Source organism: Chryseobacterium sp. JV558 (genome assembly GCF_033712365.1).
Taxonomy (GTDB): Bacteria; Bacteroidota; Bacteroidia; order Flavobacteriales; family Weeksellaceae; genus Chryseobacterium.
On record NZ_WJHU01000003.1, the window covers coordinates 250,224 to 263,405 of the forward strand.

Here is a 13,182-nt window from a genome sequence, read left to right on the forward strand (position 1 = left end):
CTTACAACAGTCAATATTTTATTCTATTCAAGAATGATCCTTTCATTGACTTGTGGTTTAGTATTATTGAGTTTTGGGAGCAAGATAAAAAAATTGATACTTTTTCAAATATAGCCATCCTTGCAGGAGTAATACTTTTGGGCCTTTTTTTCGGATTATACGGAATCACATTATTAAAAAAGATTATTGTTCCCAGATCCAAATACCCTTTAGCTTTAAATCTTTTATGCAATATGCAAGGGTTGGGAAAACCGAATTATTATGGAAGTCTAAAATTTGATTTAAATAATATCATTAAAGATAATAAGTTACGCTTAACACTATACTATATCAATAATCCTCAATATCCGATTTTAACATTCAATAGAGAAAAAATCACTTACTACACTCAGGAATATAATTGGGATCATTTTAAATGGAATTATAAAATCATACCACAAGGACGAAACGAAAAACGAGTATTAGAGTTTCAAGGTATTAATCAAAACAATATAAATATAAAAGACAATATAGATTTTGAAAAAATAGATGCAAAGGAAAATGAAGTCCTTTTACTCTTCATTATTCACGATTTATTATTCGGAAAAAGATCCTCCTTTTATTATTAAAATCAAAATTATGAAAAGACCAGCATACGTAACAGATAAAACACTAAAGACATTTATAAAAAACGCTCTTGAAGAAGATATTCAGGATGGAGACCACTCTACCCTGTCTACCATTCCGCAGGATCTTATACAAAGTGCTAAGCTTTTAGTAAAACAGGACTGTATTCTGGCAGGTGTTGAGCTGGCGGAAATCATTTTCAATACTTTTGACAAAAATCTGAAAGTGGAAGTTTTCATTAAAGATGGAACGCCTTGTAAATTCGGAGATGTAGCTCTTGTTGTAACAGGAAGCGCAAGATCCATACTTTCTACAGAGAGATTCGTTCTTAACTGTATGCAGAGAATGAGTGGTATTGCCACCCTTACCCATGACTGGGACTCAAGATTGGTAGGGACAAAAACTAAACTTTTAGATACAAGAAAAACGACTCCTAATTTCAGAATGTGTGAAAAATGGGCGGTTGCCATAGGCGGAGGAACCAATCACAGATACGGTCTTTATGACATGATCATGCTGAAAGATAACCACATTGATTACAACGGAAGCATTACCAATGCGGTGGCAATGGCGAAGGACTATGTTAAAAAGAATAAGAAAAAGTTAAAAATAGAGGTTGAAACAAGAAACCTTGAGGAAGTTCAGGAAGCGATCAATGCAAAAGTTGACAGAATCATGCTTGACAATATGGATGTAGAGACGATGAAGCAGGCTGTAAAAATGATCAATGGTTCATGTGAGTCTGAAGCTTCAGGTGGAATTACCCGTGATATGCTGAAAGAAATTGCTTCCACAGGGGTCACATTTATCTCTGTAGGAGCCCTTACACACTCTGCTGAGAATATAGATTTGAGTCTCAAAGCAGTGAAATAGCGTTGAATTTTTAACAAAAACACCCCCACTTTGTTAAAAATTCAATAACATGACTTTTTTCATATAAAAACCCGGTTTTTAGTTACAATACTGAATTTCAACACATTAACGTTATTGAGAATAATTAAAAATTAACATTGAGTTAATAATAGTTAAATTTTATTTTGCGAATTTTGCAGAAAATTAAATCTAATTATTACTAATTATTACTAACGATTATGAAATTAATCAACAAATCGATACTAACTGCGGTTATTACTTTATCTACAGCTAGTGTTTATTACGCTCAACAAGTTCAGGACACAGTACAAAAGTCCAAGGATATTGACGAGGTAATCTTAAGAGGTGTAACGGATATCGCTAAAGATAGAAAGACACCAGTTGCTGCTTCTACCATTAAAGCAGCACAACTTGCAGAAAGATTAGGTAACCAAGAGCTACCTGAGATTTTGAACACTACTCCATCTGTTTACGCTACAAAATCCGGAGGTGGTTTTGGTGATGGAGGTCTTACAATCAGAGGTTTCGAATCAAGAAACATTGCTGTAATGGTAAACGGTATGCCAGTTAACGATATGGAAGGTGGTGCTGTTTATTTCTCAAACTGGACTGGTTTATCTGATGTAACAAGCACATTACAGGTTCAGAGAGGTTTAGGTTCTTCTAAATTAGCTATTGCTTCTGTAGGAGGAACAGTTAACTTCCTTACCCGTTCTGCTGATATGAAAAGAGGAGGGGTAATTAGATTAGGTGTTGGTAACAACGATTATTTAAAAACTTCCTTTTCTTACAATACAGGAAAATCTAAAGATGGTGTTTCAGCATCATTCTTAATGAGCAGACAAGCCGGAGGTACTTATATTGAAAATACAGATTATGAATCTTATGCATATTTCTTTGCATTAGGTTATGAAATCAACAAAAAACATAACTTACAGTTTACTGTAACTTCTGCTCCTCAATGGCACGATCAAAGAACTTTTGCTCCAACAATTCAAAATTACATCAACTATAATCCTGACCATGATGGAACTCCTTATAGAAGATATAATTCAGATTTTGGATACTATACGGATGCAAACGGAAATAAAGTTGCCTTAGCAAACAGATCAAACTACTATGCTAAGCCGGTAATGATGTTGAACTGGGACTGGACAATGAATGAAAAGTCTAAGTTAAGTACGGTTTTATACATGTCCAATGGTAGAGGTGGTGGAACTGGTGAACTTGGTAGAGTAGGTGGAAAAGGAATCACTGATTTCTATGATACAGCAGGTCATTTCAACTATGATGCTATTTTTGCAGCTAACGCAGCAGTTAACTTAAATACTGCAGGTGCAGGAAGTACTTTGGTTCGTAGATCAAATATCAACTCTCACAACTGGTATGGTATCTTGGCTAACTTCCAACACAAAATCAATGACAACTGGAACTTCTCAATAGGTACAGATGACAGATATTACTATGGGTACCACTATCAGGTTCTTACAGACCTTTATGGAGCTTCAGGATATAAAGATGCTGCTAACAAAAACATCACTGCACCAAGAATCGTAAATGCTCTTTATGATTACAAAAAACTTTCTTGGAATCCTTTCGGAGGTAAAATGGCTCCAGCTGAAGATCAGGTAGGATATAGCAATGACGGAGAAGTACTTTGGTACAGTGGATTTGCACAAGTAGAATATACTAAAGATAACTTATCTGCATTCTTGCAAGGTTCCGTATCTAACCAAGGGTATCAGAGAATTGACAACTATGTTGTAGACGGAAGTACATTAAAAGGTCAGACGGTAAATACTAAAACAGGGTTCAAAAACCTTTTTGGATATAATATTAAAGGGGGTGCTAACTATAACATCAACGAGCAACATAACGTTTTTGCAAACTTAGGTTACTATAGCAAACAGCCTTTCCTTAACACAGTTTATCCAAGTAACCAACAGCTTATCAACCCAACTCTAACTAACGAGAAGATTTCTTCTGCTGAAATTGGATATGGATTCAGATCTGCTAAATTCAGTGCAAACGTTAACGTGTACAGAACACAGTGGAAAGACAGATGGTTAAGAAAAACTAACCAGACATTTACATTGCCTGATAATTCAACAGTTACAGGTTATGCTGAAATCAACGGTATTACTGAAGTTCACCAGGGAGTGGAATTTGACGGAGTTTACAAACCTAACCGTTTCTTAGAAATTCAAGGAATGTTCTCTTGGGGAGATTACTACTATAAAGGAAATGCTTCTGTAGCAGCGTTTGATGACAACAACAACCCAGTAACTTTAGCTGGTGCGTCTGGAAACGAATTATACCTTGATAAAGTAAAAGTGGGTGGATCGAGTAACAACAGTATTCCTCAGATGACTGCATCATTAGGACTTACTGTAAAACCAGTAAAAGACCTTAATATCTTTGGAACGTGGAGATATGTAGGTAAACTATATTCTACTGTTGATCCTGGAACATTCACAAATGTTTCCGCACAGGAAAGAGGTGTATTGAAATTACCAGATTTCAACTTATTTGATGTAGGCTTCTCTTACAAAATCAGATTACAGAACGAAGCTCAGTATTTCACTATTGGAGCTAACGTTTATAACCTGTTTGATAAAATTTATATTTCTGATTCTGCAACAAGCATCTTTGGAACAGATAAAATTACAGCAAACAACGATCCTGATAAAGGAAAAACTTACGAAGAAGCTGGTAGAATGTACAATGGTGTAGCAACTGGTAACCGTGCTTATTTTGGTTTCGGAACTACTTGGGCAGCAACATTATCATTCAACTTCTAATAATATCACAATATTAGATTTTATAAATATCAATCCCGGCTTTGAGCCGGGATTTTTGTTATCTTTGTGTACAAAAAAATAGGATTATGGATTTTTACAAGATTTTTCTTAGTGCACACAAAGGATTCGGGTATTTAGAACTTCTTTTAGTTGCATTATTTATCATTGCACTTTTAGCTACCATGTTTGGCTTCAGTGGAAAAGTGAACAAATTTTTAAAGAAGACTACTCTCTTTACGATGATTTTCTTCCACGTTCAGTTTTTAATAGGAATATGCTTGTTATTCATATTTTCTCCAGGTTTCAAAGCTGCTTTAGATGCAGGAACATTAATGAAAGATGCTTACAGCAGACAGACATTTGTTGAGCACCCTTTCTCTATGTTAATCGCAGCAGTATTAATGACCATTATCAACAAAAAAGTAAAATCCAACGACACAATCTCTCTGGGAGTAGTTATTATGGGATTGATCGCGGCAGGTTTATTTGCATTCGCTTTCCCTTGGCTAAGAGTCTTTGGAGCTTAAAAAAGACAAAGAAATTATATGCGTTATAATTTATAAATAGTTTAATCTTAAATTTTTAATTAAATCAATGAAAGTAGCTGTAGTAGGTTCAACAGGAATGGTTGGACAAGTTATGCTTAAAGTTTTGGAGGAGAGAAACTTCCCTGTAACAGAATTAATCCCGGTAGCATCCGAAAGATCTGTAGGCAAGAAGGTGAAGTATAAACAGAAGGAATTTACCATCGTAAGCATGAAGGACGCTATAGCTGCCAAACCGGATATTGCAATCTTCTCTGCAGGTGGTTCTACTTCTCTTGAATTTGCACCCTTATTTGCAGAAGCAGGAATCACAGTAATTGATAATTCTTCAGCATGGAGAATGGATCCTGATAAAAAATTAGTTGTTCCTGAGATCAATGCTGATGTTTTGACAAAAGAAGATAAAATCATTGCAAATCCGAACTGTTCTACCATTCAATTGGTAATGGTCCTGGGACCTTTGAACAAAAAATATGATTTAAAAAGAGTAATTGTTTCTACTTACCAATCCGTAACAGGAACAGGTAAAGCTGCTGTAGACCAACTAAACGGTGAAATCAGCGGAGATGAATCTACTGAAAAAGTATATCCTTATCAGATCTTCAAAAATGCATTACCACACTGTGATGTATTCTCTGATGATGATTACACGAAAGAAGAAATCAAACTGATGAAGGAGCCTAAGAAAATTTTAGGAGACGATACCTTCAACCTGACAGCAACAGCAGTAAGAGTTCCGGTTCAGGGAGGACATTCTGAAAGTGTAAACATTGAATTCGAAAATGAATTTGAACTGGATGAGGTAAGAAAAATCTTATCCGAAACTCCTGGGGTAATTGTAATGGATGATGTGAAAAACAACCAATATCCAATGCCTTTATATTCGGAGGGAAAAGATGAGGTCTTCGTAGGAAGAATCAGAAGGGATCTGTCACAGCCCAAAACGCTCAACCTCTGGATCGTTGCAGACAATCTGAGGAAAGGAGCAGCAACCAACGCTGTACAAATTGCAGAATACCTTGTAGCAAACAACTTAGTATAAACTAACAAAATAAAAAAGAGTCTCAAAATTGAGATTCTTTTTTTTATCAAACTTAATATGAATACCCAGAAAAATACCCACAAAGAGAAAATAGGATTCCAAAAGCTCATAGCTATATTTGGAATCATCCTTTTTATCGGAAAGATTATTGCCTGGAAACTTACCAACTCTGATGCTGTATTTTCCGATGCCATGGAAAGTATCGTCAATGTCATCAGCGCATTCATGGGACTGTATTCACTCCATCTTGCAGCCAAGCCTAAAGATGAAGATCATCCATACGGCCACGGGAAAGTAGAATTTGTGACTTCCGGTATTGAAGGAGCTCTTATCGCTATTGCCGGTGTTATGATTATCTATGAAGGGGTTCATAGTCTTATCGTAGGAAAAACTCTGAGTAAAATAGATCTTGGGATATGGATCATTGCTGCAACGGCAATTATTAATTATTTATTGGGATATATCTCTATAAAAAAAGGAAAAAGAGAAAACTCTCTGGTTCTTATTTCATCCGGTAAACATCTTCAGTCTGATACCATTACAACCCTTGGAGTAGTTGCAAGTTTAGTGATTGTTTATTTTACTAAAATCTATTGGCTGGATTCAGCAGTAGCACTATCTTTTGGGCTTTATATCATATTTGTAGGCTATAAAATCGTCCGAAAATCCTTAAGTGGTATTATGGACGAACAGGATCCTGAAATATTGAATCAGGTCATTAGAATTCTTGAAGGAAACAGACAAATAGAATGGATTGATGTACACAATATGAAAATACAGCAATTCGGGTCTTCTCTGCATATTGATGCCCATATTACCCTTCCCTGGTATTATGATCTTCGTGATGCCCATAGTGAGATGGAAAAAGTAATTATCCTTCTTGCCAAAAATATGAAGCGCAGTATTGAGTTCAATTTTCACATGGATGATTGTAAACCGATTTCATGCCCGGTCTGCCAGATCAAAGACTGCCCTGTCCGCGAAAAAGACTTCGTCAAACGTGTAGAATGGACTCCGGAAAATGTAACCAGTATAGATAAACACACCGTAGAATAGATAAGCTTGCTTATTTCCCTTCCTTATCCATCATCTGTTTTCTGTAATAAAACATCGGGACAATCAGCAGTATAATCAAAGGCTGGATCACAAACCTTCTCATATAAAAAGAAAAAAGATATCCTATTTCGAATTTATCATGAATACAATACAGATAAATAGGCAGAGAGATCACAAACACAATAACCATCATCACAGCACCCTGCAGTGCCCATTGTTTGTTTTTGAATAAACCATAAATGATCAGGCAGGAAAACAAAAGATTTAAAACAAATCTAAACAGATGCCCACCAAGCAGTTTCCCCCATTCAAATGAAGGGAATTCAATATGTTTATTCGCTTCATGGAAGTAACCAAGGAAAGGATCATAAAAAAGAGTATTCTCCAGAGCCCTCACCCCTATTAATCCGCAGATGCCAGCTATAACCAGAAGCCAATTAAGAATTTTCATGTTTTAAAGCAAAAAATTTAATCCAGACCAACCAAAGTACAACGACACTTCCATAAATAATAGCAGGAAAAATGAAATCATGGAACATTTTACCATACTCCTTATAATCGGTCATGACGATATTTAATCCTACGATTCTCAGAAGATTCATTATGTACAGTATAACCAATCCTACTCCAACAAAGACAAAAGTCCTCATCCCTTTATAAAAAGCAAAAACGAAAGAGACAAACAGAATGATAACAGAAACCGCATTACAGCCCTCCACCATTCTCGTCTCATAACGCTGTTTTACATAAAACCAAACCTGCTCATTCTTTACATCATCATAAAGTTCCGTAGGATAGCCTATCGTATTCTGCAGAGCAGCCACCTGATTGGCAATTATTCTTGAAAAAGAATCCAACCCGGAATCTTTACCGCTATTCAGGTAAAACTGATAGGCAAAAAGCAGTACCAGGTAAATAATAATGAAACGCAATAAGATACCTAAAACAGGTTTAAAGTCTTTCAGCATACTGCAAAGATAAAAATTAGCCTCTAATATCCTGAATTTGAATTAAGAAACTTAAAAATCATCCATCAGATCTATCGATTATTGGTTATAACAGTGAAAAATTTTCTTTAAAATACTTAGTAAAACAAATATTCAACACTTCTTTTATACCCTCATTACAACAGTCTCTTCCCTTCACATTTTCACTTATTTAAACAATAATTCCCAACTCATGTTAATTTAGTATATTTGTTTCCATATTATGACTTCTGAAAACGCAAAACGATTTTTTGAAAACCATTTGGGTAAAAAATCTTCCGAATTCGTCACATTAGCTCAAAGCGGCTCTGCGAGGGTAAATTTCCTGGCCACTGCCGGCACTGAAAAATACATCATCACCTACAATGAAAATATTCCGGAAAATGAAAGTTTTCTTTACTATTCGGGGCTATTTTCAAATTTGAACCTTAATACTCCTTCCATTCTTGCTGTTTCTGATGACAGAACAATGTATATCCAGGAATTTTTGGGACAACAAACCCTTTCGGAGGTGATTACAAAAGAACAGCAATCTTCTACTGTAAGATCTTTGGTACAGCAGACATTGGAAAAACTTTTCCAAATGCAGACACAAACACAGGGGAAAATTGATTTTTCAAAAACCTTTGAATATGAAAGTTATGATGAACTACCTGTGATTCATGATCTTTATTATTTTAAAAACTTTGTGGCTGATGTCCTGGAGCTTGAATACAACAAATCGACACTTTTAAAGGAATTCAAAAAGATTGCTTCACTCATTGAAAGCATTGAGCCTAAAGGAATTATGATCCGTGATTTTCAGGCAAGAAATATCATGGTGAATGAAAAGAATGAAGTTTCTTTCATCGACTACCAGTCTGCAATGAAAGGCCCGTTAATGTATGATGTCATCTCTTTTCTTTTTCAGGCAAAAGCAAACTTCACCGATGATTTTAAACAGGAAATGCTTGAATTTTATATTCAACAGTTTGAAAATCCTGAAACAAAGATTCAACTAAAAAATGCGGTGATGCCTATTCAGATGATGAGATTTTTACAGGTTTTGGGAGCTTACGGATTCCGGGGATTAATTCAGAGAAAGCAGCACTTTATAGCCAGTTTGGAAAAAGGAATTCAGAATATTACACAATTTGCTTCTGCATGGGAGCCAATGAATGATTATCCGGAACTGAAAAAAGTAATTCAGCAATTAGAATCAGATAAAGCCCAAGAAAAAATTAAAGAAATATTGAATCCTTAAGTCTTTAACTTCACTCAGATGATAATTGAGCAAAATAAAAAGACCCTAATATCACTAAATAAACCTTAATGGTTTAAAAATTTAAAAGAAAGAATATGCTACACATCGAGATACACAGTTTTTCATACAAGAAAGGAGGAATTCCTAAAGACAATTCAGGAAACGGCGGAGGTTTCGCTTTTGACTGCCGTGGAATTTTAAATCCCGGAAGAATTGAAGAATATAAAATTCAAACCGGAAATGACATCGGAGTTCAGGAATATCTGGAAACAAAAACAGAAATGCCAAAGTTTTTAGAATTGGCAAAATCTCTAGTTTCTATCAATATTGACAATTACCTTGAAAGAGGATTTGAGCATCTTCAGATCAACTTCGGATGTACAGGTGGACAACACAGATCGGTATATTCTGCTATAAAAATCGCTGAATTTATCCGAGAAAAATATCCTGAAGGAACCGAGATCACTCTTCATCACGACGAACAACCGCAACTGAATTCATAAAAGATAAACGATGATTGATAAATGATTATTTTCCAATGTTATTTTAATAATCATTTATTAATTATAAAAGTTTTATCATTCATCAACTATCATTTATCAATTATAAAAAAATGAAAGCTCTAATTTTCGCAGCAGGAAAAGGCACCAGATTGAAACCGTTTACCGATCACCATCCAAAAGCGTTGGCAAAAGTAAACGAAATCCCTCTTCTTGAAAGAAATATCACTTACCTGAAAAGTTTCGGAATAAAGGATTTTGTAATCAACATCCATCATTTTGGAGAACAGATTGTTGATTTTTTAAATAAAAACAATAATTTCGGATGTAAGATTGAAATCTCTGATGAAACCAACGAACTTCTTGAAACAGGAGGTGGCTTGATTTTTGCGAGAAAATTCCTTGATCACGGAGAAGATTTTTTAATCATGAACGCTGATATCCTCACCGACTTAAATATCAATGCGTTGGTAGAATACCACAAAAAGATAAAAGATTTTGCTACTTTAGCGGTTTCGGACAGAGAAAGCTCGAGAAAACTCCTTTTCAATGATGATATGGTTTTGAGAGGCTGGCTCAATGTACAGACTGGTGAACAAAGGCTGGCAGAATTCAACAAAGGCTTTAAAGCTCTTGCTTTCAGCGGAATTCATTGTATCAATCCCAAGATCTTCGAAAAAATAAAAAGAACAGGCAAATTTTCTGTTATGGAAGAATATCTGGACCTCATGCAGACCGAGCATATACACGGTTTTGTACATGACAGTATTCTTATTGACGTCGGAAGACCGTCATCTGTAACAGAAGCCGAAAAACACTTTAAATAAATTTGCAATGGAAATTGATGGAATTAGGGATGAGAGTTTAGTAAATCCGGAACTTGATATTAACGAAACAAAACTGCATAACAGTTTCAGACAAAAAACCTGGGACGAGACAATCGCCAAAGACAGCTGGATGGTCTTTAAGGTCATGGCTGAATTTGTAGATGGCTATGAAAAACTGGCCAGGATTGGACCATGTGTTTCTATATTTGGTTCTGCCCGACTAAAGCCGGAGAACAAATACTATGAAATGGCTGTAGATATTGCTGAAAAGATCACCAAATTAGGCTTCGGAATTATCACCGGAGGCGGCCCGGGGGTTATGGAGGCAGGAAACAAAGGAGCTTTCAACGCTAAAGGAAAATCAATCGGATTGAATATTGATCTTCCTTTTGAGCAGCACTTTAATCCTTACATCAATAAATCCTATTCCATGAATTTTGATTACTTTTTCGTGAGAAAAGTAATGTTTGTAAAATATTCTCAGGGGTTTGTAGTAATGCCCGGCGGTTTCGGGACATTGGATGAACTTACTGAAGCAATGACCCTTATTCAAACCAACAAAATAGGAAAATTTCCAATTGTTCTGGTAGGAAGCGAATTCTGGGGAGGATTACTAGATTGGTTCAAGGCAACCTTATTAAAAGAAGGTATGATTGCTGAAGATGATTTGGATCTTTATCGTGTGGTAGATACCGCTGACGAGGCCGTAGCACATATTAAAGCCTTTTATGATAAATATTCTGTGAATGTAAATTTTTAATTGGCATATTATTTGTGACTTATAACTAACAAGAATGATTGTAAATCTATTAATTAAGATGAAAAAACTTTTATATATATCAGGTATTTTAACATTTTTTGTGTTAATGAGTTTTATGTATGTAGACTTTTTCTCTTCAATGACCAAAGTGGATTATGTTGATGGAAGCAAGACATTGAAGTTTACCACAAAAATGAATACAAGCCACATCTCTGATGCGATCAAGATCAACCCCAACACGGCTGGATTTGAAGCGGAGGTAAAAAAATATGTAAACAATAATTTTGATGTGTTTGTTAATGGTGCTCCTAAAACGATAACCTTTACAGGAAGTCAGGTCAGTGGAGAAACTGTATGGGTGTATTTTGAAACCGGAGGCGTTTCAGATATTAACACCTTAAAGATTAAAAATACGATTCTTTTAAGCGCTTTTCCTAAGCAGATCAATCTGGTGAATATTGCCTATAAAGGCAGCCAGAAAACAATGAACTTTCAAAGAGGAAAAGAAGTGAATGAGGTTTCTTTTTAACGTGAATTAGATTTAACCATTATAAAATGAGTACCCTGGAAAGTAAAACTTTTTAGGGTATTTTTTTGTTCATACCCAAAAACAAATCACATTAAAGAGACTAATTACGTACAAATACTTAATCATTAATTTCAGCATTTACACCATAACATATTAAAATACAGCAATGTACATTTGTATTGTAATTACAACCACAACGTGAAGCCGGAATCACTTAAATAACGGGGCAGAATCTGAAAAGCCAAATGAGTAAGAAACCACCAAACTAAAACCAAATATCATGGACGACGTAACACTTAAATCATCGAGTCAGGCAATAGATGTCCTGATCGTAATTGACACGGATTATGTACGAGCAAATTATAAAAACCCCAGTACGGATCCAAATAAACCTGTAGGGATTGACCATAACAGTCAGCATATGATTGTTTCCAATGCCAACGCTATTTCAGGACAAGGTTCTGCTGACCTGAACTTCAGCGCAAGAGCCGGAGATACAGTTTCATTCAGAGGAACTTCAATCTATCAGAATTCGGATGACGCAGTTATTATTTATAATATTAAATACTGGTCAGGAGATCAGGTTTTTAATAATTTCGTATACAATTCTGTGAGAAGAAAGCAAGCTGCTGTACCAGATGTAAATTCTTTAAACGGCCTCCCTGCCACTTCTGCAGATATCAGCTTTGCCAGTATTGACTCAAAAGTAAGATCTACTGGAAAAGAGAACTTCTATGTACAGTTTGGTCTTTATATTTTAGATCCGAATGACAGTAACAAACAGATTCTGTACGGTTACTTTTACTGGGATCCAACAATTACGGTTAAGTAAACGAAAATAAATGAAACCACTGCTGATGCGGTGGTTTTTCTTTTTTAAATGCTCCCAAATCCACTGCTCCATAAAAGTACTGCAAGATCCAATTCACTGATATCAAAATCATCATGGTGATCTTTAAAGCCAGGTTTATTTTTGAGTTCTTCAATAGCTTTTTCTGCTTTTTCTAAAGATGAAAATACTCCGATATATCTTTCGTCATCCAGAAAGGTGTGTATTGTATAATAATGACTGACACTAAAGACAGTACTTAAACCTAATTCTTTGATTGAAATATGATTTTCATCTATCTCATCACCTTTTTCAATATAATCACGTCCTATTTCACCAATTACCTTTTTAAACCCATCATTCCAATGTATCTTATCAAGTATATAACAATCTGTAACAAAACAATCCGGATAATCCCTGAATCCAGGCATAAGAATAGCTTTTGCTTTTAGCTCTTCCAAATCCTCAAGGCTATTTGAAAAGCCCAAAAACTTGGTATCCGTATGAGACTCATCGGTATAGGTATGATTCAATGCATAAATGAAATATTCCATGTAAAATATAGCTTCTTGGTTTAAAACTGTT

At 35.3% G+C, this 13,182-nt stretch carries 15 protein-coding genes; 12 read left to right on the forward strand and 3 right to left on the reverse strand.

The features are described from left to right. Positions 1-50: 50 nt before the first annotated feature. The 6 genes from GFU89_RS12080 (at position 51) to GFU89_RS12105 (ending at position 6,923) form a co-directional block, all read left to right on the forward strand. Positions 51-608, forward strand: a complete 558-nt coding sequence (locus tag GFU89_RS12080; RefSeq protein WP_318847361.1) for a hypothetical protein — start codon at positions 51-53, stop codon at positions 606-608. Positions 609-618: 10 nt separating this feature from the next. Next, positions 619-1,479: a carboxylating nicotinate-nucleotide diphosphorylase gene (gene nadC, locus GFU89_RS12085; protein ID WP_318847362.1), complete on the forward strand. Its 861-nt coding sequence runs from the start codon at positions 619-621 to the stop codon at positions 1,477-1,479. 218 nt (positions 1,480-1,697) lie between these two features. Beyond that, the gene (locus GFU89_RS12090) at positions 1,698-4,280 is read left to right on the forward strand and encodes a TonB-dependent receptor (RefSeq protein WP_318847363.1); all 2,583 of its coding nucleotides are present in this window, start codon (positions 1,698-1,700) and stop codon (positions 4,278-4,280) included. 86 nt (positions 4,281-4,366) lie between these two features. Then, complete coding sequence (locus GFU89_RS12095; RefSeq protein ID WP_318847364.1) at positions 4,367-4,807, forward strand: hypothetical protein; 441 nt, start codon at positions 4,367-4,369, stop codon at positions 4,805-4,807. A gap of 67 nt (positions 4,808-4,874) precedes the next feature. Beyond that, on the forward strand, positions 4,875-5,867 hold the full coding sequence (locus GFU89_RS12100; RefSeq protein WP_318847365.1) for an aspartate-semialdehyde dehydrogenase: 993 nt from the start codon (positions 4,875-4,877) through the stop codon (positions 5,865-5,867). Positions 5,868-5,924: 57 nt separating this feature from the next. Then, a complete protein-coding gene (locus tag GFU89_RS12105; protein ID WP_318847366.1) occupies positions 5,925-6,923 on the forward strand; it encodes a cation diffusion facilitator family transporter in 999 nt (332 codons plus the stop codon). A gap of 10 nt (positions 6,924-6,933) precedes the next feature. On the opposite strand, the gene GFU89_RS12110 is transcribed toward GFU89_RS12105, so the two are convergent. Further along, positions 6,934-7,374, reverse strand: coding sequence for an exosortase F system-associated membrane protein (locus tag GFU89_RS12110; RefSeq protein ID WP_318847367.1), 441 nt, complete (start codon positions 7,372-7,374; stop codon positions 6,934-6,936). After that, on the reverse strand, positions 7,361-7,891 hold the full coding sequence (gene xrtF, locus GFU89_RS12115) for an exosortase family protein XrtF (RefSeq protein WP_318847368.1): 531 nt from the start codon (positions 7,889-7,891) through the stop codon (positions 7,361-7,363). The genes GFU89_RS12110 and xrtF overlap by 14 nt, the downstream gene beginning before the upstream one ends. A gap of 241 nt (positions 7,892-8,132) precedes the next feature. Here xrtF and GFU89_RS12120 point away from each other — a divergent pair, with 241 nt between their 5' ends. The 6 genes from GFU89_RS12120 (at position 8,133) to GFU89_RS12145 (ending at position 12,600) form a co-directional block, all read left to right on the forward strand. Further along, complete coding sequence (locus GFU89_RS12120; RefSeq protein ID WP_318847369.1) at positions 8,133-9,152, forward strand: aminoglycoside phosphotransferase family protein; 1,020 nt, start codon at positions 8,133-8,135, stop codon at positions 9,150-9,152. A 95-nt stretch (positions 9,153-9,247) separates the two neighbouring features. Continuing rightward, positions 9,248-9,655, forward strand: coding sequence for an RNase adapter RapZ (locus tag GFU89_RS12125; RefSeq protein WP_318847370.1), 408 nt, complete (start codon positions 9,248-9,250; stop codon positions 9,653-9,655). A gap of 110 nt (positions 9,656-9,765) precedes the next feature. After that, positions 9,766-10,479, forward strand: coding sequence for a nucleotidyltransferase family protein (locus GFU89_RS12130; protein ID WP_318847371.1), 714 nt, complete (start codon positions 9,766-9,768; stop codon positions 10,477-10,479). 7 nt (positions 10,480-10,486) lie between these two features. Continuing rightward, positions 10,487-11,239 (forward strand): TIGR00730 family Rossman fold protein, encoded by a 753-nt coding sequence (locus GFU89_RS12135; protein WP_318847372.1) that lies wholly within the window; start codon positions 10,487-10,489, stop codon positions 11,237-11,239. Positions 11,240-11,297: 58 nt separating this feature from the next. Continuing rightward, a complete protein-coding gene (locus GFU89_RS12140) occupies positions 11,298-11,768 on the forward strand; it encodes a DUF6702 family protein (RefSeq protein WP_228408605.1) in 471 nt (156 codons plus the stop codon). Positions 11,769-12,048: 280 nt separating this feature from the next. Further along, the gene (locus tag GFU89_RS12145; protein ID WP_149834031.1) at positions 12,049-12,600 is read left to right on the forward strand and encodes an inclusion body family protein; all 552 of its coding nucleotides are present in this window, start codon (positions 12,049-12,051) and stop codon (positions 12,598-12,600) included. Positions 12,601-12,644: 44 nt separating this feature from the next. On the opposite strand, the gene GFU89_RS12150 is transcribed toward GFU89_RS12145, so the two are convergent. Then, the gene (locus GFU89_RS12150) at positions 12,645-13,151 is read right to left on the reverse strand and encodes a hypothetical protein (RefSeq protein ID WP_318847373.1); all 507 of its coding nucleotides are present in this window, start codon (positions 13,149-13,151) and stop codon (positions 12,645-12,647) included. Positions 13,152-13,182: the final 31 nt, after the last annotated feature.

What these genes read in the sequence shown, in the direction of transcription:
- nadC (WP_318847362.1), top strand. Translation starts at nt 619, where the DNA reads ATGAAAAGACCAGCATACGTAACAGATAAAACACTAAAGACATTTATA.
- GFU89_RS12090 (WP_318847363.1), top strand. Translation starts at nt 1,698, where the DNA reads ATGAAATTAATCAACAAATCGATACTAACTGCGGTTATTACTTTATCT.
- GFU89_RS12095 (WP_318847364.1), top strand. Translation starts at nt 4,367, where the DNA reads ATGGATTTTTACAAGATTTTTCTTAGTGCACACAAAGGATTCGGGTAT.
- GFU89_RS12100 (WP_318847365.1), top strand. Translation starts at nt 4,875, where the DNA reads ATGAAAGTAGCTGTAGTAGGTTCAACAGGAATGGTTGGACAAGTTATG.
- GFU89_RS12105 (WP_318847366.1), top strand. Translation starts at nt 5,925, where the DNA reads ATGAATACCCAGAAAAATACCCACAAAGAGAAAATAGGATTCCAAAAG.
- GFU89_RS12110 (WP_318847367.1), bottom strand. Translation starts at nt 7,374, where the DNA reads ATGAAAATTCTTAATTGGCTTCTGGTTATAGCTGGCATCTGCGGATTA.
- xrtF (WP_318847368.1), bottom strand. Translation starts at nt 7,891, where the DNA reads ATGCTGAAAGACTTTAAACCTGTTTTAGGTATCTTATTGCGTTTCATT.
- GFU89_RS12120 (WP_318847369.1), top strand. Translation starts at nt 8,133, where the DNA reads ATGACTTCTGAAAACGCAAAACGATTTTTTGAAAACCATTTGGGTAAA.
- GFU89_RS12125 (WP_318847370.1), top strand. Translation starts at nt 9,248, where the DNA reads ATGCTACACATCGAGATACACAGTTTTTCATACAAGAAAGGAGGAATT.
- GFU89_RS12130 (WP_318847371.1), top strand. Translation starts at nt 9,766, where the DNA reads ATGAAAGCTCTAATTTTCGCAGCAGGAAAAGGCACCAGATTGAAACCG.
- GFU89_RS12135 (WP_318847372.1), top strand. Translation starts at nt 10,487, where the DNA reads ATGGAAATTGATGGAATTAGGGATGAGAGTTTAGTAAATCCGGAACTT.
- GFU89_RS12140 (WP_228408605.1), top strand. Translation starts at nt 11,298, where the DNA reads ATGAAAAAACTTTTATATATATCAGGTATTTTAACATTTTTTGTGTTA.
- GFU89_RS12145 (WP_149834031.1), top strand. Translation starts at nt 12,049, where the DNA reads ATGGACGACGTAACACTTAAATCATCGAGTCAGGCAATAGATGTCCTG.
- GFU89_RS12150 (WP_318847373.1), bottom strand. Translation starts at nt 13,151, where the DNA reads ATGGAATATTTCATTTATGCATTGAATCATACCTATACCGATGAGTCT.